The sequence below is a fragment of the Enterococcus sp. AZ095b genome (genome assembly GCF_051714725.1).
Classification (GTDB): Bacteria; Bacillota; Bacilli; order Lactobacillales; family Enterococcaceae; genus Enterococcus_B; species Enterococcus_B pernyi.
In genome coordinates this window covers 1,702,687-1,725,724 of the sequence record NZ_JBIOSL010000001.1, presented here as the reverse complement: position 1 = coordinate 1,725,724, position 23,038 = coordinate 1,702,687, and the positions used below count along the sequence as shown (strand labels likewise).

Here is a 23,038-nt window from a genome sequence, read left to right as displayed (position 1 = left end):
AAACATGGCTAACGATAAAATTATTATTCATGGCGCAAGAGCGCACAATTTGAAGAATATCGATGTGACGATCCCACGTGATAAATTCGTGGTCGTCACCGGATTATCCGGTTCAGGGAAAAGTTCACTTGCTTTTGACACATTATACGCAGAGGGACAACGCCGATATGTTGAAAGTTTATCTGCGTATGCCCGTCAATTTTTGGGGCAAATGGATAAACCGGATGTCGATAGTATTGATGGACTTAGCCCAGCAATCTCGATCGATCAAAAAACAACCAGTAAAAACCCTCGTTCTACCGTAGGGACAGTCACAGAGATCAATGATTATTTACGTTTGTTGTTTGCTCGGGTCGGTCATCCGATCTGTCCAAATGACCATATCGAGATCACCAGTCAATCCGTCGAACAAATGGTGGACAAAGTGCTAGAACTGTCTGATCGGACGAAGATCCAAATTTTAGCACCGATCGTGGTAAAGAAAAAAGGACAACACAAAAAAGTATTTGAACGTGTCCAAAAAGAAGGGTATGTTCGTGTTCGTGTAGACGGAGAAACCTATGACGTTAGCGAAGTACCTGAATTAGAGAAAAATAAAAAACACGATATCGCGATCGTGATTGACCGAATCGTGGTCAAAGAAGGCGTCCGCTCTCGTTTATTCGATTCTATCGAAGCAGCGCTTCGTTTAGCGGATGGCTATGTACTGATCGATGTGATCGGGGAAGAAGAAATGCTCTTTAGCGAACATTATGCGTGTCCGTACTGTGGGTTTACAGTGGGAGAATTAGAACCGCGCTTATTTTCTTTCAATGCACCATTTGGCGCATGTCCGGATTGTGATGGTTTGGGTGTCAAATTAGAAGTCGATATCGATCTAGTGATCCCAGATAAAACAAAAACATTGAATGAAGGAGCAATCATCCCTTGGAATCCCATCAGTTCGCAATATTATCCACAAATGCTGGCTCAAGCGTGCGAAAGTTATGGCATCGATATGGATACACCATTTGAAGACTTACCTATTGAACATCAAGAAATCGTGTTGAATGGTACCTCAGAGCCCTTCCATTTCCACTACGAAAATGATTTTGGAGGAGTGAGAGATGTTGAAACGTCATTTGAAGGGGTGATGACCAATATCAAACGTCGCTACCATGATACGAACAGCGATTTTACGAGAGAACAAATGCGTCTTTACATGACAGAATTGACGTGTAAGACTTGTGACGGTTACCGGTTGAATCCACAAGCTTTATCCGTACAGATCAATGGTACGAATATTGGTCAGACGAATGAGTTGTCGATCCAACATGCCGTTGAATTTTTTGAAAATCTAACTTTATCAGAGCAAGAAAAAGTCATCGCTCGTCCGATTCTAAAAGAAGTCAATGATCGTTTGTCATTCTTAGAAAATGTGGGTCTTGATTATTTGACACTTAGTCGTGCTTCGGGCACTTTATCAGGCGGAGAAGCGCAACGGATTCGTTTAGCCACACAAATCGGTTCAAATCTATCGGGAGTTCTTTATATCTTAGATGAGCCTTCCATTGGCTTGCATCAACGGGACAATGATCGCTTGATCGGTTCATTGAAGAAAATGCGTGATCTTGGCAATACCTTAGTGGTTGTGGAACATGATGAAGATACGATGCGTGCAGCTGATTATTTGATCGATGTTGGGCCTGGTGCGGGACATCAAGGTGGCGAGATCGTTTCTGCTGGAACCCCAGCTCAAGTTGCGAAGGATAAACATTCATTGACCGGACAATATCTGTCTGGCAAAAAATCGATCCCTGTTCCTGAAACAAGACGAAAAGGTACAGGGAAAGCGATCAAGATCACAGGTGCGACAGAAAACAACTTGAAAAACGTGTCCGTCGAGTTTCCTTTGGGTGAGTTCGTGGCGGTCACTGGAGTCTCTGGTTCAGGGAAAAGTACGCTTGTGAACAGTATCTTGAAGAAGGCATTAGCACAAAAAATCAATCGTAATTCAGCCAAACCAGGAAAGTTCAAAACGATAACTGGTTATGAAGGAATCGAAAAAATCATTGATATCGATCAAAGCCCGATTGGTCGGACACCAAGAAGTAATCCGGCGACTTATACGAGTGTTTTTGATGATATCCGTGATCTGTTTGCTCAAACTAATGAAGCGAAGATGCGTGGCTACAAAAAAGGTCGTTTCAGTTTCAATGTGAAAGGTGGACGCTGTGAAGCTTGCCGCGGGGATGGGATCATCAAAATCGAAATGCATTTCTTACCAGATGTGTATGTCCCATGCGAAGTCTGTCATGGGAAACGTTATAACTCAGAAACATTAGAAGTTCATTACAAAGGAAAAAGTATTGCGGATATCTTAGAGATGACGGTTGAAGATGCCGTTGAGTTTTTCCAACCGATCCCTAAGATCCATCGAAAACTACAAACGATCGTTGATGTTGGTTTAGGGTATGTCACGATGGGACAACCAGCAACGACATTGTCCGGCGGAGAAGCGCAACGAATGAAACTTGCGAGTGAACTGCACAAAATTTCTAATGGGAAGAATTTTTATATTTTAGATGAGCCGACTACAGGGCTTCACACTGATGACATTGCTCGTTTATTGCATGTTTTGCAACGATTGGTTGATGCAGGAAATACTGTGTTAGTCATTGAACACAATTTAGACGTCATCAAAACAGCGGATCATTTGATCGACCTAGGACCTGAAGGTGGCGAAGGTGGCGGTACGATCCTAGCGACTGGTACACCAGAGGAATTAGTGAAAGTCAAAGAAAGCTATACAGGACATTATTTGAAAAAAATCATGGGAAAATAATAAAAGTGATGATGATAGTTAAAAAAATATTAAAAGAATACAATATGTATTGTTTTCTTTTCATGAATATTCTAGAATATTTTATATGGTAGTTCTTTCTACACTTATTGGTATAGATAAAAACTTCCTATAAGTTCAATCCGTTCAAAAAAGAATTGAGCAATCGGAGGAGATTCCTTTGATTGCTTTTTTCTTTATGGTATGATATTCCTTGTGTAATTGTAAAAGAAAAAACAAGAGATTATTAAGTTAGTGAGAGATAATGATGAACAGTAATGAAAAAAATGAATTTATCCCTATTTTATTAGGTAGCGATATGAACGTTTATGGTATGGCCCGTTCATTTCACGAGGCATATGGCACAGTTTGTCAATCCTATGCGTCGAATCAATTAGCGCCTACCCGCTATAGCAAAATCGTAAACGTTGAAGTGATTCCAGGATTTGATCAAGATCCGGTTTTTATAGAGACGATGAGACGTTTAGCAAAAGAAAAATATACGGATAAAAATAAAAAATATTTACTGATAGCTTGTGGCGATGGATATGCCGAGTTGATATCTCAGCATAAAGAGGAGCTGTCTGAAACTTTTATATGTCCTTATATCGATTATTCACTTTTCGAGCGATTAGTGAATAAAGTGAGTTTTTATGAGATATGTGAAGAATATCAGTTACCTTATCCCAAAACATTGATCATTCGAAAAGAAATGTTGAACAATGGCCGCTTGGAACAAGAGTTACCTTTCAATTTTCCTGTAGCACTAAAACCGGCAAATAGTGTGGAATATTTATCTGTCCAATTTGAGGGACGAAAAAAAGCGTTTATTATTGATAATCGCGAGGAATTTGATTTGATGTTAGGTCGGATCTATGAAGCAGGTTATACGAGCGAAATGATCGCACAAGATTTTATTCCTGGGGATGACAGCAATATGCGTGTTTTGAATGCCTACGTTGATGACCAGCATCAAGTACGAATGATGTGTCTAGGACATCCATTACTTGAAGACCCAACACCAGCGTCTATCGGAAACTATGTGGTGATCATGCCTGACTATAACGAGAAGATCTACCAAACGATCAAAGCATTTCTAGAAAAAATCGAGTACACTGGTTTTGCAAACTTCGACATGAAATATGACCCACGAGATGGGGAATATAAATTATTTGAGATCAATCTTCGTCAAGGAAGAAGTAGTTTCTTTGTTACGCTTAATGGTCTGAATTTAGCACGTTTTCTAACAGAAGACCGTGTCTTTGGTGTGCCATTCGTGGAAACGACCTACGGAACGAACCAATCAGACCAAGCGAAGCTATGGCTTGGCGTGCCTAAAAAAGTCTTTTTGACTTATGCCAAAGAGAACGAACAAAAACAACGTGCCTTGCAGTTGATCAAAGAAAAACGCTATGGAACGACTGTGTTTTATGAGAAAGATCATTCACTTAAACGCTGGGTATTGATGACTTATATGTTCCGAAACTATATTCCAAGATTTAAAAAATACTTTCATTCGAAAGAAGGCTAGTTCATGGAGAATTTTTTCAGCATCTTAGGTGGGATGGGAACGATGGCAACGGAAAGCTTTGTACGCTTGATCAATCATCGTGTCAAAGCCGCCAAAGATCAGGATTATTTGAACTATGTATTGTTCAATCATGCGACAGTTCCTGATCGAACGGCCTACATTTTGGATCAAACAAAAGAAAATCCTGTCTCTTATTTAGTAGAGGATGTCAAAAAACAAAATTTACTACAACCGAATTTCATTGTTTTGACTTGTAATACAGCTCATTACTTTTTTGATGACTTACAAGCAGAGACGACGATTCCGATTTTGCATATGCCACGAGAAGCGGCAAAAGAGCTTGTCCGTCAAAAAACAACGGGTAAAGTAGCTGTTTTAGCAACTCAAGGAAGTATTCTTGCCGGCGTTTACGAAAAAGAAATCAAAGCGTTAGGATTTGACGTGGTGATTCCTGACCAAGAACTACAAGAAAAAGTGAACTACTTGATTTATCATGAAATCAAAGAAGCAGATCGCTTGAACAAAGAACTTTATTTTGAGATTTTAGAAGAAGTCGTTCAACGATTGGCATGTGAAAAGATCATCTTAGGCTGTACAGAATTGTCTTTGATGCAAGAAGTTGCCTCCGATAATCCTTATCCTGTGATCGATGCGCAGTCGATATTAGCTGATCGAACAATCGAGATGGCACTGTCTGCTCGAAAGTAAGATACGTTTTGAGTGTAATAATAGTTGTGGGCTGAGTTTGATCCACAGGGGTTCAGCTCCTATAAATTAGCGCGAAAAGAGTTAGAGACAGAAATGTTTCCCCTCGAGAAATAAGACGCCATCCACGAAAATTGTTCTTCAAATTTTTGTGGATGGCGCCTTATTTCCGAAGAGCGTACTTTTGTTCTCGCCATTTATTCGGTTTTAGAATGTGCGTGAGGACTAATGTCCCACTCACTTTTCGTGCTTATTTTGAAGTGATTTGTTTTTGTTTCACAGTCTTTGAATAAAATCAAAAGAAATCGAATTCAAACTAGCAATGATACGCCCGGGATGATATAATTTTATAGGAGAACGAGAGAGGAGGCCATACGGATGGCTGATAATTTAGAACTAGTAATCATTACAGGAATGAGCGGTGCAGGTAAAACTGTGGCCATTCAAAGCTTTGAAGATATGGGGTACTTTTGTATCGATAATATGCCCCCAACACTGATCCCGAAATTCTGGGAACTGATCAAGGAATCGGGGAAAGTCACAAAAATGGCACTTGGTGTGGATCTACGTTCACGCTCTTTCTTTGAAGAGATCCAAAGTATGTTGATCGAGATCGAAAACACAAATTTCATCGATACCTCTGTCTTATTTTTAGATGCTTCTGATGAAGAGTTGGTTGCTCGTTATAAAGAAACCAGAAGAACACATCCGATGGCGATGGATGGTCTAGTAACGGAAGGTATTCGTAAGGAACGGGCGATTTTAAATGACATCAAAGCACAAGCTTCGGTCATTATTGATACGACGACTTTAACTCCACGACAACTACGTGAAAAAATCAATCAAACATTTAAAACAAAAGATGATCAAGGATTTCGCATCGAGTTTGTTTCGTTTGGTTTCAAATATGGATTACCGATTGATTCAGATATTGTAATGGATGTTCGCTTTTTACCGAACCCTCATTATATCGCTGATTTAAGACCATTGACTGGGAAAGATAAACCAGTCTATGATTACGTCATGTCCTTTGACGAAACAGAATTATTTTATTTGAAATTCCTTGATTTATTAAAGACAGTCATGCCAGGATATATCAAAGAAGGAAAAAGCAGTTTGACTGTAGCAATTGGCTGTACGGGTGGACAACACCGTTCAGTTGCTTTAACAGAAAGGTTATCTCAAGCGCTTAGTGAAACATATAAAGTCAATGTAACTCATCGTGACAAAGATAAGCGCAAAGAGACGGTGAACCGCTCATGAAAATGAAAACTTACCGAATTCGAAAACCCAAAATCGTTGTAGTCGGAGGCGGTACTGGCTTACCTGTTATTTTGAAAAGTCTACGTAATCAAGGAGCCGATATCACGGCAATCGTGACTGTCGCAGATGATGGCGGTAGCAGCGGTGAGATTCGACAGTCGATTGCGATGGCTCCTCCAGGAGATTTAAGAAATGTGTTAGTCTCGCTATCTGATATGCCTCAATTTTACGAAGATATCTTTCAGTACCGTTTCAAAAAAGAAGACCAATTTTTAGCCAATCATACCATTGGTAACTTGATCATTGCGGCAGTTGCTGAAATGAGAGGGAGTACTTATGAAGCAGTACAACTATTGTCTCGAATGATGCACGTGGATGGTCACATCTATCCCTCTTCTGAAACGCCGTTGACCTTACATGCGGTCTTCAAAGATGGAACGACAGCGATCGGAGAATCTAAAATCGCTCTTGACCGCAAAACGATCGATCGGGTATTCGTGCGTAATACAGAAGACGAAAGTGAAGCCAAAGCAGGCCGCAAAGTCGTTTCTGCGATCATGGAAGCAGATATGGTCGTCTTAGGACCGGGAAGCTTGTTCACGAGTATTCTTCCTAACTTAGTCATACCAGAAGTTGGTGAAGCCATGCTTCAAACGAAAGCAGAGGTCGTGTACATTTGTAATATCATGACACAAAAAGGGGAAACAGAACATTTTTCAGATGCAGACCATATTCGTGTGTTGCATCAACATTTAGACCAACCCTTTATCGATACTGTTTTAGTCAATACAGAAAAAGTACCAAAAGATTACATGGACCCGGAAATCTACGATGAATACCTTGTCCAAGTAGCACATGATTTTAATGGCTTAAGAGAAGAAAATTGTCGGGTCATTTCGACAGACTTTTTAGAGTTGAAAAATGGCGGGGTCTTCCATGATGGTGAAAAGGTAGTCGAAGAACTATTTCGTATCGTCTTTGGCTCAAAGTAATTAAAGGAAAAATTTTGTGAAAAGGAGGTGGATAACGTGTCATTTGCAGCTGAAGTCAAGAAGGAATTGACTGGTTTGGAAGTCCATCGAGAACATGCAAAAGCGGAATTAGCCGCGTTATTACGAATGAATGGCTCACTTGGAATCGTCAACCAGCAATTCATCTTGAATGTACAGACAGAAAACGCCGCAATTGCTCGACGGATCTACTCACTTTTAAAAGATCATTATCAAGTACGAAGCGAACTGCTCGTACGCAAGAAAATGAAATTAAAGAAGAATAATGTCTACATCGTTCGCTTGAAACAAGGAACAAAAAATGTATTGATGGATCTGGATATCATGGATGGCATGATGTTCAATGGGCATGTTTCCGATGAGATCATGGGAAATGCACAAAAGATGCGTTCATATTTACGTGGCGCATTTATGGCGTCGGGTTCAGTCAATAACCCGGAAACAAGTCGTTATCACTTAGAGATTTATTCGATCTACGAACAACATAACCAAGATATTTGTAATATGTTGAATTACTATGGTTTACACGCGCGTACACTAGAAAGACGTAATGGCTATATCTCTTATTTAAAAGGGGCCGAAAAAATTGCTGATTTCTTGACTCTGATTGGGGCAACAAATTCGATGTTGCGCTTTGAAGATGTGCGGATCGTGCGTGATATGAGAAATTCAGTGAACCGGTTAGTCAATTGTGAGACGGCTAACCTGAACAAAACCATTGATGCAGCATCAAAGCAGATTGAAAATATTGAATTGATCGAAGCACGAGTGGGTTTACAAGCACTTCCGGAAAAGTTACAAGAGATTGCTGAATTACGCTTGCAACATCCTGAAGTCAGTTTAAAAGAACTAGGAGAAATGATCCCATCCGGAGCGATCTCGAAATCAGGGATCAATCATCGGATTCGAAAAATCAACGAATTTGCTGAAAAATTAAAGGAACAAGCATCCTAACGAACAATGAATTTATTGTTCATTTAATGGAAATATAAACATATTGTGGTTTGACTAATTTGTCTTTTGCTTTTAGGGTCCATCGAAGCAAGAGGATAGATGTCAGACCACTTTTTTTCTTTTTCTTAAAAATGGGCCTGAATCTAAAGTTTAGGTACTTATAATGAATGTAAATTAGTGATAGTGAGGAGGAGATTGCATTATGGAAGAAGCACATAAAAGTAAGAAACGTAAAATAGATGAACTATATCCTACAAGAGACCTAAAAGAAAAGCGTGATCAAGCCATTTATCGTGAGTTAATATCAGGTCAGTTGGAAAAAGACATCATGAACAAGTATCAAATCAGCAGAGAGCGCCTCTATACAACCAAGAAAAAGCTGGCAATCCAAGAGATTATCGGGCAAAAAAGCCAAAAAAAAATTGCCTATCGGTTGAAATTGACAGTCTCACAAGTTCGTAAGTATCGAAATGATTATATTTATACCGCATTAGCAAAAAATGGAGAGATAGCAGCATTAGCAGCTGAATTTCAGATGAGTGAAAAACAAATCTTGCAGATTCGCAATAAAAGGATCGAGTTTAACAGAAGTAGCAAAAGATTCACAGTTATCAGTCAATAGAATTTGTTCAATCAGAAATGAACAGATTATCGAACGATTGAAAGAACAACATCCTGAAGAAATTGCCAGAGATTTCAATTTATCAATGGAACAAGTATTTTTGATCAAGCAACGTTCGCTAGAATCAAATAGTAAGACAAAAGAGTTGTCTTCCGCGAACAAAAATCTCTTGGATCAATTAGAGGAACGCAAAGCGAAGATGCTAAGTTTACTTGAAGAAAGCAAAACAACAAAAGCTGTAGCACAAGAATTAATGATCAGTCAACGAGCAGTCATTGATATCCGTAATCGGGAAATCGAAAAATCATTCGAAGCTGGATAGACTGGCCAAGAAATCAGTCAGCGATTTCACATTGGAATCGAGGAACTCTATCGACTAAGATATGTTCGTCTATTGATACAAAGCGATCAAGGGAAAACGAGTAGTCTTCTTTCAAAAAGATTTAATGTGTCATTATCCAGAGTTGGATCGATTTTGTGTCGGAATAATGCTTCTAGTAAGTTTGATCATACTACAGCAAGCTCTCGAAAAACATTTGATATTTCAGTAGTGTCTGATGAGACAAGACAAGAAATTCTGAAACGAATCAAAGAAACAAAAATAACGAAGGCTTTGGGAAAAGAATTAGGAGTAATCGTCCCCCTGATCTATAAAGTGAGAAATCATGGGATATTAACAAAATTGAACAGTGGAGAATCCACTCAAGCGGTCGCAGAAGAATTCAAAATGGATATCAAAAATGTTCGTGAAGTTATTTTCCGAGCAAATCTGGCAGAATTTCCAAATATCAAACGACGTACTTTAGATTATTTGACACCTGAACAAGTGCAAACAGTTAGAAACTGCCTCAATCGCAAGATGACGCTCAGAGAAATCTCTGAAGTACTAGGAATCAAAGACTCGCTGGTCAGATGTGTGCAAACAAAAATGAAATCACAAAAAGGAACAATCAAGATGAAGCATCGAGTCACAAAAGAACAAAAAAAGCAGATCATGCAAGACCTAAACTACATGACTCCTTTTGTGAATTCTTCGAAATCAGGGGTTAGTGAGTCGACCATCCGCGTTTTGGCTACTAGGTTTGAAGAAATCAAGGGGAGAGAAATCCAAGAAAGACGAAAAACAGCAAAAATGAAGGCACTACAAAAGATGGATGAACTACTTACTAAGGTGAAAGAAGAAGCGAAAATCCGCAATATCCAGCAAATTATTCAAAAAGAAAAAATGCCAAAAACGAAATTGATGACACAACGTGAATAAATAGATACGAGTAATGGACAGTATTCTAAAGAGCATTAGCACTCTTTTTGATCAAGACGAAGTAGAATCATTCCCTTGCTCTCTTTTTAGCATATGTTGAAAAAAAGAAAGATCGATCAAAGAAATACTCCTATAACGAGAGAATGAAACAAACAAGTTAGGAGGAAACTGTAAATGAGTGATTATGAAAAACAGGTAGTGACATCCAAAAAAAGATTTCAAATACGTACGCAAGCAATCGAAAAAAACAAGACGTATTAGCGGAAATAAGACATCGCAAAACGAACGCATATATCATAAAAAAACATCACCTTACTCTTTGGCAGGTCAGATTCGTTATAAAAAGAGAAATTATACGACAGATCAAAAAAGGTACGCGTATGGAATAATCGCTCACCGATTGAATATGTCGCTAGATCAAATTCGAGAGGTACGCAATAACTATATCAAACATCATCTAATAAACGGTGCTTCAAAGAATGATCTCGCTAAAAAGCTACATATGGAGCATCAACAGATACTTACTATTCGAAATCATATGATCGAGAAAAAGTTAGTTCAAAAATTGACCATCAAAGAAGTTGCACACAGGTGGAGATTGGCAAAGAGTAGTGTAGAAAAGATACGAGAACAAGCCATTTTAAGACGATTACAAATGACTCATCCAGAAGATGTTGCCACTACTTTTCGATTATCAGTTGAAGATGTTTTACGTATTCGTCAGAAAATTAGCCAACCACTTGCCTTGCAAGGTCATGTCACAAAAGAAAGTAAGAAATGGCTAAAAAATGTCAATCGACAAGAACAAGCAATTGTCGCGAGCTTAGAACTAGGAAAGCCAACAAGAATCATTGCCCAGCAATTGAATATCAACCAAAAATTTGTGATTCGGACACGCACGCGTCATATTGAGCAAGCATTCGAGCAAAGGCAGCCACTAGTAGAAATCAGCAAGCGATTTTATACACCTGTGGATGAACTAAGAAAACTTAGGAATCAGCGAATTTTGTATTATCGCGAGGGTGGAATCAAAGCAAGGATCTTAGCTAGAAAGTTCAATATGAAAACTACTGCACTTCGGAAAGTCGTTTATCATAATCGAGCAGTAAAACAGCCCATGAAAAAAGATAAGAAAGAGAATAAAACTGAGCCACTGACGTTGTTTTCAGTTGAAGCATGTGCCAAATTTATGGAGGAATTAAAAAAAAGGAAATCAATGGCCGAAATTGGTCTCTCTCTTAACTTGGATCACCATAAAACTTGTGCAATTAGAAATCACCTGATTTTAACGAAGCTTAATAACGGGGAGAAAACAGAAGCTGTCGCAAAGCAATTCAATACTAATTTGACCAATATCTATCAAATCACGTTTCAAGCGGATCTAGTAAACTATCCCAATATCAAAAAACGGACAAATAGTTATTTGACAGAGGAGCAAACGCAAGATGTTAAGCGGATGATTGGGGAAGGAAAAACAAACAGCCAAATTGCGCAGCTACTTTCGGTAAAAAAATCATTAGTCATCAGTAAAAGGCGATCATTGAAAAGACTGACAAGATTATCTAACAAAAAGTATTGAATTACAGATGAACAAAAATCAGCGATCCTTGCAGATGCTAGGTATCTCGATAAGGTCACTAATGCCATGAAACATGGGGTAAGCATAGAGTCAGTTCGAGTCATCTCGAAGCGCAATAATAAAATGAGCATAAAAAAAATCAGTGAACGTAAAAATGATGTGGAGAAACTAAAAAAATTCAAGGAAATAGAAAAAGAAATAAAACGACAAGCAAAAGTAGAGAATATCAAGCGGGTCCTCCAAGAAAAGCCGCAACAGTTTCGTTCAACCAAGCATACTTCGTTACTACAACGATAAAAAATAGACCGAAAAAGCCAATCGCTTTTCGGTCTATTTTTGATTTTGAACATCAAGGAATGATCAAATGATGAATTATTTAACCAATTCACTCAATTCTTCTGGTGTAATCGATTCATCAAAGATATGTTCATCGATGATTACAGTAGGGACGAATTGGATGTGAGCAGCATTTGCTTCATCGATGATTGCTTGAGTAGTTGCTTGGTCTTCTTGTTCGGTTAAACCAAGTGTTTCTGTTGCATATTCGGCAATGCCGGCTAAATCAAGTTGTTTCCATTCATCTTGCGCATCGAAAATCGCTTTGATTTGTTTTAATGCGACTTTTCCATCCGTCGTAGTGATATGATGATGCATCACATTTCCTTTTTGTAAACTAGGTTTTTCTTTGTCGAACAATTTGATGATTCGTAAGAGTCTTCCAGATTGAACCGCCTCTTCTAAAATGTCATAAGATTCGATAAACCATTGTCGACAATAAGGACAAGCAAGATTAACAAATTCGATCATTTGTTTTGGTGCATTTTCGTTTCCGTACATGATTCCAGTAGTTTTGTTTGTTTTTGTTGCATCAATAATTGAAATATCCATTTTTTAACACCTCTTTATTCTATTGTAATAACTTTGCCCTAAAAAAGACAATGATTTGTTCAAAGAAATAAATGTGTGTGAATCGTTAATCTCTCATTTCCTAGATTAAAAAGCTAAAAGTTGTAAGAAGGGAAAAGCTATTTTTTTATTTTTTACCTATCGATTCTGGTCGAAGCATTTCTGTCATATCTTTAGCATGTGATTTTTCTTTCAAAATTAGGAGGTTTTCTTTGTTCGTTTACGGTATAATAATAAAGATTATTTAGATAAATTGAGCAAAGGTGATGAAACATGCGGAAAATGAAGACGATGGATGGGAATACTGCTGCGGCATATATTTCATATGCCTTTACAGAATTAGCAGCGATCTATCCAATTACGCCTAGTTCAACAATGGCTGAACTGGTTGATCAATGGGCAGCTTCAGGTAAAAAAAATATTTTCGGACAACCAGTGAAAGTCGTAGAGATGCAATCAGAAGCTGGTGCTGCTGGTGTCGTACATGGGTCATTAAAAACCGGAGCATTGACAACAACGTACACTGCTTCACAAGGATTATTATTGATGATCCCAAATATGTATAAGATAGCCGGTGAACTTTTACCTAGTGTTTTTCACGTAGCTAGTCGAGCGGTGACGACGAATGCGTTGAATATTTTTGGTGATCATGGCGATGTGATGGCCGCTCGCCAAACAGGATTTGCGATGCTTGCGGAAAGCAGCGTCCAAGAAGTGATGGATTTAGCGCCAGTTGCGCATCTAGCTTCCTTAGAAGGAGAAATCCCTTTTGTTAACTTTTTTGATGGTTTTCGAACGAGTCATGAAATCCAAAAAATCGAAGTGTTGGAATATGATGAATTAACTCCTTTGATTCCTCAAGAAAAATTGGAGGCCTTTCGTGAACGTGGAATGAATCCTAATCGGCCGACGACCAGTGGGACGAATCAAAACCCTGATATCCACTTTCAACAACGAGAAACGATCAACCGATACTATGATCGTTTGCCCCAAATCGTGAAAAAGTATATGGATAAAATCAATGAACTTCGAGGAACTTCTTATGATCTGGTCACTTATTATGGAGCGGCTGACGCAGAAGAAGTCATTATTTCAATGGGATCAGTTGCGCAAACGATCCAACAAACAGTTGATTACTTGAACCAAAACGGTCGTAAAGTCGGCTTCTTGAATATCCACTTATATCGTCCGTTTCCAATTGAAACATTGATTGAAAAACTACCGAATACCGTAAAGGCAATTGCTGTTCTAGATCGCAGTAAAGAGCCGGGAGCAGGGGGAGAACCTTTATTATTAGACGTTCAAAGTGCGTTATATGATGCAGAACGTCATCTGAAAGTGATCGGCGGACGTTATGGCATTGGTTCAAAAGATGTCACCCCTGATCAGATTGTAGCGGTATATGATGAATTGAAAAAAGAAAAAACGGATATGAAGAAACGTTTCACGATCGGGATCATTGATGATTTAACTTACTGTTCTTTGGAGGTTGGCCCATCACTTGATTTGACTGAAGCGAATACTTTCCAAGCGAAATTCTGGGGATTTGGATCTGATGGAACAGTTGGAGCAAATAAATCAGCGATCAAAATCATTGGTGACCATACAAACAAATACGCACAAGGCTATTTTTACTATGATTCAAAAAAATCAGGTGGTCTGACTGTTTCACATTTGCGTTTTGGCGATACACCGATCCGTTCGACCTATTTAGTCGAACATGCCGATTTTGTAGCTTGTCATACCCCTGCTTATCTTCACAGCTATGATTTAGTCAAAGGGTTGAAACCTAAAGGGACTTTCTTATTGAATACACTTTGGTCAGACGAACAACTAGCTACGCATCTACCGACCCATTTAAAACGATATTTAGCTGAAAATGAGATCCAATTTTATACGATCAATGCGATGCGTTTGGCGCAAGAAGTAGGTCTAGGTCGGCGGATCAATACGGCGATGGAAACAGCATTTTTCAAGTTGGCGAATATCATACCTTTCGAAGAAGTCCTACCGATTTTGAAAGAGGAAGCCTTGAAGAGTTATGGTCATAAATCAATAGCGATCGTTGAAAAAAATATCAAGGCGATCGATCGTACAGTGGAATTGTTGCATAAAGTCGAAGTGCCGGCTGAATGGGCAACATTGGCGCTTCCTGATAAGGAGAAAAATACTCAAAATCGCTATATCAGAGACATCCTTGAACCAATCAACGCTCAAGAAGGAAATCAGCTCTCAGTGAGGACCTTAGCAGAAAACGGAATGACACGAGGCGATATGCCTTTAGGAACCACTGCTTACGAAAAACGCGGAGTAGCACTTGAAGTACCTGAATGGATCAGTGAGCGCTGTACGATGTGTAATGAATGTTCGTTCGTTTGTCCTCATGCAGCGATTCGACCATTCTTAGCCGATGAGGAAGAACTAGAAGAAGCACCGGAAGGGTTCATTGTTCGAGAAATGCGTGGGCCAGATGGTTTGAAGTATCGCATCCAAGTGTCTGTCGAAGACTGTACTGGTTGTGGCCTATGTGTTGAAGCTTGTCCAGCAAAAGGTAAAGCACTAGTGATGAAGCCCTATGAAGAACAAAAGAAACAAGCAATCAACTGGGCATTTGCGATGACCTTGCGACAAAAAGAAAATCCGATCAAAGGCAAAAATACAGTGCTATCAACACAGTTCAATCAACCTTTATTAGAATTTTCCGGGGCATGTTCCGGTTGTGGGGAAACGCCTTACGTGAAGCTATTGACACAGATGTTCGGTGACCGTATGATGATCGCCAACGCGACAGGTTGTTCATCTATTTGGGGCGGAGCAGTGCCGGCTTCACCATTTACCACAAATGATTGTGGGCAAGGACCTGCGTGGTCAAATTCATTATTAGAAGACAATGCTGAATTTGGTTATGGGATGCTTTTAGCCGCACAAACAAGAAGAGAAGCTTTAGCAGAAACGATGAAAAAAGTGATGTCTAAAGTCTCCTTAAAACTACGTGAATTGATGGAAGATTGGTTGGCGCATATGTTTGAAAGCGAAGGAACCCAACAACGGGCAGCTAAATTACGTGGGGCAATCGAAAATGAGCTTGAAGCTGTTCCTGAATTACAAACGATCTACCAAGAAAAAGATCTATTTGTCAAAAATAGTCAATGGATGATCGGTGGTGATGGCTGGGCGTATGATATCGGTTTTGGCGGAATCGATCACGTCTTGGCAAGTGGCGCAGATGTAAACATTTTAGTCATGGATAACGAAGTCTATTCCAATACAGGTGGACAAGCCTCGAAAGCTACACCTGCTTCAGCAATCGCTAAATTCTCAGCAAATGGGAAATATGCCTCGAAGAAAGATTTAGGCATGATGGCGATGACGTATGGGAATGTGTATGTAGCACAGATCGCTTCAGGCGCGAATCAAATGCAAACGATCAAAGCATTTGAAGAAGCAGAAAAATTCCCTGGACCATCGTTGATCATTGCGTATACGCCATGTATTGCTCATGGGTTACTAGGTGGAATGAAAGAATCGATCAAAGAAGCAAAAGAAGCAGTGGCTTCAGGCTATTGGTCGTTGTATCGCTATAATCCTGAATTGATCGAAAAGAAGAAAACGCCGATGACGCTAGACTATAAAAAGCCTGATTTTACCATGATGGCTGACTTCATGCGCAAGCAAGTCCGTTTTTCATCGCTTGAAACGATTCATCCGCAGGCAGCGGAGCAGTTATTCAATAAAACGATCCAAGATGCGAAAAAACGGTTTTACAACTATGCGGCGATGACTGGTCAATTAGAAAAAATCAAAGCGAAGATCGAACCGACAGAAGGTACTGAAAGTCCAGAGATCGAAAAACCGAGAGTCAAAAAAGGACGAACGGTTGATCCGGAAGCAGAAGCTAGACGTGCTGCCAGACGTGCCGCTAGAGCGGAACGAAGAAAAACCAAAGAATGATAAAACGAAACGATCCAAGGAAATAGAATAACTTATTGGTGAATAAATGGAAAATGTAAATTTCTTGAAAAAAATTGGTTTTTGTTAGGAAATTCCAAGCAGATAAGTCTCTTCTGAGGAAACATATGATATACTAAAGAGGAAATCTCAAAAGAGAAGAGAGGCTGTCTATGTCATTTCAAATCGGAGAACTTTTTAATTTAGACTATTGGCGACAAATGTTTTCCGGTGACTTGTTTTCTCAGAATTTTTTGGTGAACATACTCGATGTATTGGTTGTTTGGTATTTAGTTTATAAACTCATTCAACTATTGCGAGGAACAAAAGCAATCCAATTGCTAAAAGGGGTAGGGATTTTTGTTGTTATTCGGATCTTAGCCGAGATTATTGGTCTACATACCTTATCTTGGTTGATGAATCAAGTGATCACGTATGGTGTGATTGCGGCTATCGTCATTTTTCAACCAGAGATACGGCGTGGATTAGAACACCTCGGTCGTAGCTCACTTTTCAAACAATCGAAGAGTGAGAAGCAAGAAGATGAACAGATGATCCTTTCTTTCGACAAAGCGATCCAATATATGTCCAAACGTAAAATCGGTGCCTTGATCACGATCGAACGCCACACTGGGTTGGATGAATATATCGAAACAGGGATTGCTTTAGATGCCGATATCACTGGCGAATTACTGATCAATATTTTTATTCCGAATACACCGCTGCATGATGGTGCAGTGATCGTAAAAGATGGAAAAATTGCAGTAGCCAGTGCCTACTTGCCTTTATCTGAAAGTATGTTGATTCCGAAAGAATTCGGAACCCGTCACCGAGCGGCTGTCGGAGTCAGTGAGGCGAGCGATGCGATTACGATCGTTGTCTCAGAAGAAACAGGAGATGTCAGCATTACGTTGGATAACCAATTGATGCCTGGCTTATCTCAAGAAGAATATTTGACGATCTTGCGTAAAAATTTGATCGTCGAAGAAAAAAACAAAAATAAAAATACGCTCCAAACCTTCTTAGACGTGATGACTAAAGGAGGGGATCACAAATGATCTCAAAAGAGAGGCGTAAAAGTATCTTATATGCGTTTGTTGCGTTATTATTCAGTATTGTGCTGTATTTTAATGCAAATGGACAATCTGTCCAAGACACGCTGTCAGGAAATGAAGCCTATACGCAAAACGTTTCTGATGTGTCAGTACAACTTTTATACGATACGGATCAATATTATATCCATGGATATGAGAGTACGGTCACAGCGAAGTTGTCCAGTGCCAATCGTGTTCAGTTGAATGCCGAAGCAATTGAAGATACAAGAATGTTTCGGGTGACAGCAGATCTCACTGGTTTAGGTGAAGGAACACATGAAGTACCATTGAAAATCAGAAATCTGAGCAGTGCAGTCAAAGCAAAACTAGAGCCGGATACGATCACAGTGACTATCGAGAAAAAAGTGACAAAAGAATTTGAGGTCACGCCTTTACTCACAACAGAATCAACTCCAGCTGGATTCGAATTGAATGACCTTGAATTATCACCAAAAAAAGTGACGGTCACGACTGGCGATCAGACACTGGAAGAGATCCAACAGGTCGTAGCGAGGATCGAACCTGCGATGATCACGGACGATGGGGTCGATACGAGAGTCACTGTACAAGCATTGAATAGTGCAGGAGAACCTTTAAGTATTGTTTCAGATCCAGTGCAAGTCACTGCAAAAGCAACGGTAACAAAGCCTACGAAAACGATTCGACTTTATGGAACAGCACAAGGGACCCCCGCAGATAATGTGGAGAGTTACGATTTCAGTTTCTCTGACATTGAAGCAGAAGTCACTGGTTCAGAGAGTCAACTGGCTCAACTAGGAAATAGCATCACGATACCAATCGATATTTCTGGGATCGTCCACCGGACGACAAGAAATATTGATATTCCGGTAGAGAGTGGACTTAGTATCACACCACCTTCAATCGATGTTGAGATTACACCGGTCCTGAAAACAAGCACGGAAAACACTAGCCGTTCTAATTCGGGAAATTCCGGAAATTCGGGAGGAAGTACAACTTCTGGTGCAGGGTCGACACCTGCGAACTCTTCGTCATCGACGACACGTCAGTCTGAAGAGACGCAGTCAACATCGAGTGAAGGGTCGAATGAATCATCAAGTGAGACAACACAATCAAGTAGTCAACCGAATAGTCAAGAGGATTCATCGGAAAATTAAGTTAAAGGAGCAAATTTACAGCTATGGGTAAATATTTTGGAACGGACGGTGTCCGTGGAGAAGCGAATAAAGAACTAACACCGGAATTGGCCTTCAAATTAGGACGTTGCGGCGGTTATGTACTGAGCCAACATGAGAAAGATGGAAAACGTCCACGTGTATTGGTTGGACGTGACACAAGAATTTCAGGTCAAATGCTTGAAGAAGCGTTAGTTTCTGGTCTGTTATCTGTCGGGATCGAAGTTTTTCAATTAGGTGTGATCTCTACACCAGGAGTGGCTTACTTGACACGTTTGCAAAAAGCAAGCGCAGGTGTCATGATTTCTGCTTCACACAATCCAGCTCAAGATAACGGCATCAAGTTTTTTGGTGCAGATGGATTTAAATTAGATGATGACCAAGAATTAGAAATCGAAGCATTGTTAGATGCGGAAGTCGATGAATTACCACGACCTTCTGCTGAGGGATTAGGTACAGTCGAAGAGTTCCCAGAAGGGTTGCTGAAATATTCACAATTCTTAGTACAGACGATCAACGGCGATCTTTCGGGCTTAACGGTCTGTGTAGATGCGGCAAATGGTGCAACAGCAACATCTGTCAATCGCTTGTTTGCTGATTTGGAAACTGATTTCTACACGATGGGAACAAATCCGAATGGCTTGAACATCAATGACGGTGTCGGATCAACGCATCCTGAGCGTCTAGCAGAAATGGTAGTAGAAAAAGGAGCAGACGTCGGTCTTGCCTTTGACGGCGACGGCGACCGTATCATTGCGGTGGATGAATTAGGAAATATCGTAGATGGCGATAAGATCATGTTTATCTGTGCGAAATATTTGTCAGCTAAAAATCGTCTGAAAAAAGATACGATCGTTACAACGGTCATGAGTAACCTCGGCTTCCATAAAGCGGTCGAAGAAATCGGTTTGAAAGATGTTGTGACACAAGTGGGCGACCGCTATGTGGTCGAAGAAATGCGTAAAAATGACTACAACTTCGGTGGCGAACAGTCTGGTCATATGATCTTCTTAGATTTCAATACAACAGGAGATGGTATGCTTTCTGGGATCCAATTGTTGAATATCATGAAACAAACTGGTAAAAAATTATCAGAATTAGCAGCAGAAGTAACGATCTATCCGCAAAAATTAGTCAATATCCGTGTAAGTAACAAAAACGGTGCAATGGAAGTTCCTGCAATCAAACAAGTCATTGAAGAAGCAGAAGCTGAAATGGCCGGTGAAGGACGTATCTTAGTTCGCCCTTCCGGAACAGAACCATTACTACGCGTGATGGCAGAAGCACCATCTGATGAAAAAGTAAACTATTATGTTGACAAAATCGCAGCAGTTGTCAAAGCTGAGATTGGAATCGATTAAAACGTACGATGAGAGAATCAACCCTCAAGTAGAGGATGTTGATTCTCTTTTCTTTTGATCAAATGCACGTTCTTTAGTAATTTTTGATATCTAAAAAATCGCCAAATAGGGGATCATTTACAATGATTCCGGGGAATTCATTGGTTAGAATGAGTTGTTTGAAAATTCGGTAACCTTTTAACGACTTTGACATGCCTAATGTTTCTAAATGATGGAGTGATTGTTCCATCATTCGATCAGCAAGAGACACATCGTTTTCTAAAAAAGCAATCCAACCTTCATAAAAAGGAATAAAAATGGCTTGTTCGATGTGCTCTTCTTTAAAGACCCATGTTTTCCATAGTTTGAATGTTTCTTTAGCGTAAGCTACTTCTTCGAAGAAACAAAAGACCGAAAATATTGTTGTAAAGGTTTGATAGAGAATATCTTTATTTCCCGGTATTTTGGATAAACGCTGACTTTTCTTGACCGCAATTTTCAAGCAACGAAATAATAGAGAAGGTTCAATTGCTATAGAGATACGGGCGAATAATTTTAACTCGTAGATACCCCAAGTATCAGTATTCAATAAATAGTGTTTGGCAGGTTCTAAGTAATGATTATGCTTTTTATATGCTTCAAGGACAGGCGTATCTTGAATAATCTCCTTTTTCATTGCCAAATCAAAACGAAATAATTGTAACACATGATCCAATTCTAAAGAATAATTTTCTTGATAATAAATATACAATTTTTCATACTGTTCTTCTAACTTTATCCAGTCTTGGATTGTTTCGATATACATATATTCCATATATTCGATAATCGCCAATTGTGAAGCAGAAAAAGTATTCTCAGTTTGCATCAATATAAATTCATCAAATGTTACTTCTAACTTTGACAATAAGTGATGGAATCTCTCGCATGAGATCGTTGATTTCTCATTTTCAAACTGAGAAAGAAGAGACATCGATAGCTGTTTATCCGCCAGTCCTTTAAGTAAAATCCCTTTACTTAAGCGAATTTCTTTAATTGTTTTTCCGTAACTTTTCATACGCGCACCTTCTTTTCAATATATTGAACTAAAATAAATAATACTTCTAATTTTATATATAGTTGAATTATCTTATAGAAACGAGGAAGAAGCCATGCAAAAAGAAAAAATAATCGAAAGTATTGATCTAAAAAAAGATTTTGGTAAAAAACAAGTATTAAAAGGCGTAGATTTTACGGTTAAACGTGGTGAAATTTTTGTTCTTTTAGGCTCTAATGGGGCTGGAAAGTCAACACTTTGTAAAATTTTGACTACGATTCTTCCTTTTGATGGAGGGCAAGTTCGAATCAATGAACATGATCTACTGAAAGACGGAGTTAAAGTGCGAGAAGCTATTAGTCTGACTGGACAGTTTGCCGCAGTTGATGAGATGTTGACAGGTTACGAGAATATGAAAATGATTGCAGCTCTTCGTCATGTGAAAGATAAGCACAAGGTTGTCAGTGACTTATTGAAACGGTTTGATTTGCAAATATACAGCCAAGAACTAGTTAAAAATTATTCAGGTGGAATGCGAAGACGTTTAGATATAGCGATGAGTTTTATCGGTGATCCGCAAGTGATTTTTCTCGATGAACCGACAACAGGCTTGGACCCCCAGAACCGAATCGCAACGTGGCAATTGATCAAAGAAACCGCAATATCAGGGCGGACTATTTTTTTGACTACGCAATATTTGGAAGAAGCAGAGTATCTTGCAGATAAAGTGGCTATATTACATGAAGGTAAAATCATTGTGAATGCTACGCCACAAATGATCAAAAGCACATATGACAAACAGAAAATGGAGATCAATGTATTGACCATAGAGGATTTTAATCTACTTTCTGCACATTTTAAACGACGACTACTGACAAAAAATGAAGAAAAACTTTCTGTGACTGTCAATGTAGGGGATCATTTCAATGATTCAGTTGATCTTCTGAACGAGTTAAAACGATTACCGATCAGGATCACAAATTTCCAGCAGAAAAATGCATCTTTAGAAGACATCTTTTTAAAATTAGTACAAGGAGTGGTCTAATTGAAAGCAATCATAGAAACAAATACATTATTTAAACGTAATATTAAATTATCTTTTCGTAGCCTGGAAACATTTATCGGTGGACTACTAACCCCAGTGATATTGATGTTGCTTTTTGTTTATGTACTTGGAGGAGCGATGGATGTAGGTGAGCTATCTTATGTTGATTTTGTTTTGCCCGGAGTGTTAGTCCAATGTATTGCTCAAAGTGCTTCTGTCGTCGGGTTAGTCATTAACCAAGATGTCCGTTCTGGTATGGTTGAACGACTCCTAACACTAAATCTTTCAAGGGGAGCATTTCTAAATGGACATGTATTTGCAGCTGCCTTTAGAAGTGTGATGAGCAGTTTTGTCGTATTAGCCGTGGCATTGCTCATCGGTTTTCATCCAAACGCCACCTTTGCAAAATGGCTACTTGTTTGGTTGCTCATTCTTTGTTTTATCCTTGCCTTTACTTGGATTTCGGCCTTGTTTGGGTTATTAGCGAAATCATCAGAAATGGCAAGCTTATTTACTCTCCTGACTACCATCTTACCTTATTTAAGTTCAGGATTCGCACCGACTGAAAATATGCCTACAGCGATCAGACTATTTGCTGAGTACCAACCGATGACACCAATCATCCAAGCACTTCGAGGGTTGCTACTAGGTCTTCCAAATCCAACATTAAAGCAAGCATTTTTATGGAGTATTAGTTTGATTTTGATTTTTAGTTTCTTAGCATTATTGGCTTTTAATAAGTGTGTGAGGTGGAAATAACTTATCGAACTAC

General features: G+C 39.2%; 19 protein-coding genes. 17 read left to right on the top strand and 2 right to left on the bottom strand.

Features of this window, described 5'->3' with window-relative positions; translation table 11 throughout:
* The first annotated feature begins 4 nt into the window (after positions 1–4).
* The 11 genes from uvrA to IGJ99_RS08185 all read left to right on the top strand — a co-directional run bounded on the left by uvrA (position 5) and on the right by IGJ99_RS08185 (position 12,043).
* A complete protein-coding gene (uvrA, locus tag IGJ99_RS08235; protein WP_010735229.1) occupies positions 5–2,824 on the top strand; it encodes an excinuclease ABC subunit UvrA in 2,820 nt (939 codons plus the stop codon).
* A 262-nt stretch (positions 2,825–3,086) separates the two neighbouring features.
* Positions 3,087–4,352, top strand: a complete 1,266-nt coding sequence (locus tag IGJ99_RS08230; protein ID WP_041684221.1) for a D-aspartate ligase — start codon at positions 3,087–3,089, stop codon at positions 4,350–4,352.
* A gap of 3 nt (positions 4,353–4,355) precedes the next feature.
* Positions 4,356–5,060, top strand: a complete 705-nt coding sequence (locus tag IGJ99_RS08225) for an amino acid racemase (protein WP_010735231.1) — start codon at positions 4,356–4,358, stop codon at positions 5,058–5,060.
* Positions 5,061–5,435: 375 nt separating this feature from the next.
* The gene (gene rapZ, locus IGJ99_RS08220) at positions 5,436–6,320 is read left to right on the top strand and encodes an RNase adapter RapZ (RefSeq protein WP_010735232.1); all 885 of its coding nucleotides are present in this window, start codon (positions 5,436–5,438) and stop codon (positions 6,318–6,320) included.
* Complete coding sequence (locus tag IGJ99_RS08215; protein WP_010735233.1) at positions 6,317–7,312, top strand: gluconeogenesis factor YvcK family protein; 996 nt, start codon at positions 6,317–6,319, stop codon at positions 7,310–7,312. The genes rapZ and IGJ99_RS08215 overlap by 4 nt, the downstream gene beginning before the upstream one ends.
* Positions 7,313–7,348: 36 nt before the next feature.
* On the top strand, positions 7,349–8,284 hold the full coding sequence (whiA, locus tag IGJ99_RS08210; protein WP_010735234.1) for a DNA-binding protein WhiA: 936 nt from the start codon (positions 7,349–7,351) through the stop codon (positions 8,282–8,284).
* Between the two features lie 202 nt (positions 8,285–8,486).
* Positions 8,487–8,906: a hypothetical protein gene (locus IGJ99_RS08205; protein ID WP_010735235.1), complete on the top strand. Its 420-nt coding sequence runs from the start codon at positions 8,487–8,489 to the stop codon at positions 8,904–8,906.
* 37 nt (positions 8,907–8,943) lie between these two features.
* On the top strand, positions 8,944–9,228 hold the full coding sequence (locus IGJ99_RS08200; protein ID WP_023519818.1) for a helix-turn-helix domain-containing protein: 285 nt from the start codon (positions 8,944–8,946) through the stop codon (positions 9,226–9,228).
* A 126-nt stretch (positions 9,229–9,354) separates the two neighbouring features.
* Positions 9,355–10,167 carry a hypothetical protein gene (locus tag IGJ99_RS08195; RefSeq protein WP_438770747.1) on the top strand — a complete coding sequence of 271 codons (813 nt, stop codon included), beginning with the start codon at positions 9,355–9,357 and terminating at the stop codon, positions 10,165–10,167.
* A gap of 319 nt (positions 10,168–10,486) precedes the next feature.
* Complete coding sequence (locus IGJ99_RS08190) at positions 10,487–11,746, top strand: hypothetical protein (protein ID WP_438770746.1); 1,260 nt, start codon at positions 10,487–10,489, stop codon at positions 11,744–11,746.
* 123 nt (positions 11,747–11,869) lie between these two features.
* Positions 11,870–12,043, top strand: coding sequence for a hypothetical protein (locus IGJ99_RS08185; RefSeq protein ID WP_153829763.1), 174 nt, complete (start codon positions 11,870–11,872; stop codon positions 12,041–12,043).
* 75 nt (positions 12,044–12,118) lie between these two features.
* On the opposite strand, the gene IGJ99_RS08180 is transcribed toward IGJ99_RS08185, so the two are convergent.
* Positions 12,119–12,634 carry a DsbA family protein gene (locus IGJ99_RS08180; RefSeq protein WP_010735239.1) on the bottom strand — a complete coding sequence of 172 codons (516 nt, stop codon included), beginning with the start codon at positions 12,632–12,634 and terminating at the stop codon, positions 12,119–12,121.
* 291 nt (positions 12,635–12,925) lie between these two features.
* Between IGJ99_RS08180 and nifJ the strand changes: the two genes are divergently transcribed.
* The 4 genes from nifJ to glmM all read left to right on the top strand — a co-directional run bounded on the left by nifJ (position 12,926) and on the right by glmM (position 20,209).
* Positions 12,926–16,603: a pyruvate:ferredoxin (flavodoxin) oxidoreductase gene (gene nifJ / locus IGJ99_RS08175; protein WP_226076930.1), complete on the top strand. Its 3,678-nt coding sequence runs from the start codon at positions 12,926–12,928 to the stop codon at positions 16,601–16,603.
* Positions 16,604–16,773: 170 nt separating this feature from the next.
* Entirely contained in the window at positions 16,774–17,658 is an 885-nt protein-coding gene (cdaA, locus tag IGJ99_RS08170; protein WP_010735241.1) for a diadenylate cyclase CdaA, read from the top strand.
* Positions 17,655–18,830: a CdaR family protein gene (locus IGJ99_RS08165; protein WP_137072525.1), complete on the top strand. Its 1,176-nt coding sequence runs from the start codon at positions 17,655–17,657 to the stop codon at positions 18,828–18,830. The genes cdaA and IGJ99_RS08165 overlap by 4 nt, the downstream gene beginning before the upstream one ends.
* 23 nt (positions 18,831–18,853) lie before the next feature.
* Complete coding sequence (gene glmM / locus IGJ99_RS08160; RefSeq protein WP_010735243.1) at positions 18,854–20,209, top strand: phosphoglucosamine mutase; 1,356 nt, start codon at positions 18,854–18,856, stop codon at positions 20,207–20,209.
* Between the two features lie 73 nt (positions 20,210–20,282).
* On the opposite strand, the gene IGJ99_RS08155 is transcribed toward glmM, so the two are convergent.
* On the bottom strand, positions 20,283–21,242 hold the full coding sequence (locus tag IGJ99_RS08155; protein WP_023519811.1) for an Rgg/GadR/MutR family transcriptional regulator: 960 nt from the start codon (positions 21,240–21,242) through the stop codon (positions 20,283–20,285).
* A 94-nt stretch (positions 21,243–21,336) separates the two neighbouring features.
* Here IGJ99_RS08155 and IGJ99_RS08150 point away from each other — a divergent pair, with 94 nt between their 5' ends.
* Together IGJ99_RS08150 and IGJ99_RS08145 are read left to right on the top strand one after the other, a co-directional pair.
* The gene (locus IGJ99_RS08150) at positions 21,337–22,266 is read left to right on the top strand and encodes an ATP-binding cassette domain-containing protein (protein WP_137072521.1); all 930 of its coding nucleotides are present in this window, start codon (positions 21,337–21,339) and stop codon (positions 22,264–22,266) included.
* Positions 22,267–23,025, top strand: coding sequence for an ABC transporter permease (locus IGJ99_RS08145; protein ID WP_438770745.1), 759 nt, complete (start codon positions 22,267–22,269; stop codon positions 23,023–23,025). It abuts the gene before it with no gap.
* The last annotated feature ends 13 nt before the right edge of the window (positions 23,026–23,038 follow it).

Excerpts from the sequence above, each read along its gene's own strand:
- uvrA (WP_010735229.1), top strand. The coding sequence starts at position 5 with ATGGCTAACGATAAAATTATTATTCATGGCGCAAGAGCGCACAATTTG.
- IGJ99_RS08230 (WP_041684221.1), top strand. The coding sequence starts at position 3,087 with ATGATGAACAGTAATGAAAAAAATGAATTTATCCCTATTTTATTAGGT.
- IGJ99_RS08225 (WP_010735231.1), top strand. The coding sequence starts at position 4,356 with ATGGAGAATTTTTTCAGCATCTTAGGTGGGATGGGAACGATGGCAACG.
- rapZ (WP_010735232.1), top strand. The coding sequence starts at position 5,436 with ATGGCTGATAATTTAGAACTAGTAATCATTACAGGAATGAGCGGTGCA.
- IGJ99_RS08215 (WP_010735233.1), top strand. The coding sequence starts at position 6,317 with ATGAAAATGAAAACTTACCGAATTCGAAAACCCAAAATCGTTGTAGTC.
- IGJ99_RS08205 (WP_010735235.1), top strand. The coding sequence starts at position 8,487 with ATGGAAGAAGCACATAAAAGTAAGAAACGTAAAATAGATGAACTATAT.
- IGJ99_RS08185 (WP_153829763.1), top strand. The coding sequence starts at position 11,870 with ATGAGCATAAAAAAAATCAGTGAACGTAAAAATGATGTGGAGAAACTA.
- IGJ99_RS08180 (WP_010735239.1), bottom strand. The coding sequence starts at position 12,634 with ATGGATATTTCAATTATTGATGCAACAAAAACAAACAAAACTACTGGA.
- nifJ (WP_226076930.1), top strand. The coding sequence starts at position 12,926 with ATGCGGAAAATGAAGACGATGGATGGGAATACTGCTGCGGCATATATT.
- cdaA (WP_010735241.1), top strand. The coding sequence starts at position 16,774 with ATGTCATTTCAAATCGGAGAACTTTTTAATTTAGACTATTGGCGACAA.
- IGJ99_RS08165 (WP_137072525.1), top strand. The coding sequence starts at position 17,655 with ATGATCTCAAAAGAGAGGCGTAAAAGTATCTTATATGCGTTTGTTGCG.
- glmM (WP_010735243.1), top strand. The coding sequence starts at position 18,854 with ATGGGTAAATATTTTGGAACGGACGGTGTCCGTGGAGAAGCGAATAAA.
- IGJ99_RS08155 (WP_023519811.1), bottom strand. The coding sequence starts at position 21,242 with ATGAAAAGTTACGGAAAAACAATTAAAGAAATTCGCTTAAGTAAAGGG.
- IGJ99_RS08150 (WP_137072521.1), top strand. The coding sequence starts at position 21,337 with ATGCAAAAAGAAAAAATAATCGAAAGTATTGATCTAAAAAAAGATTTT.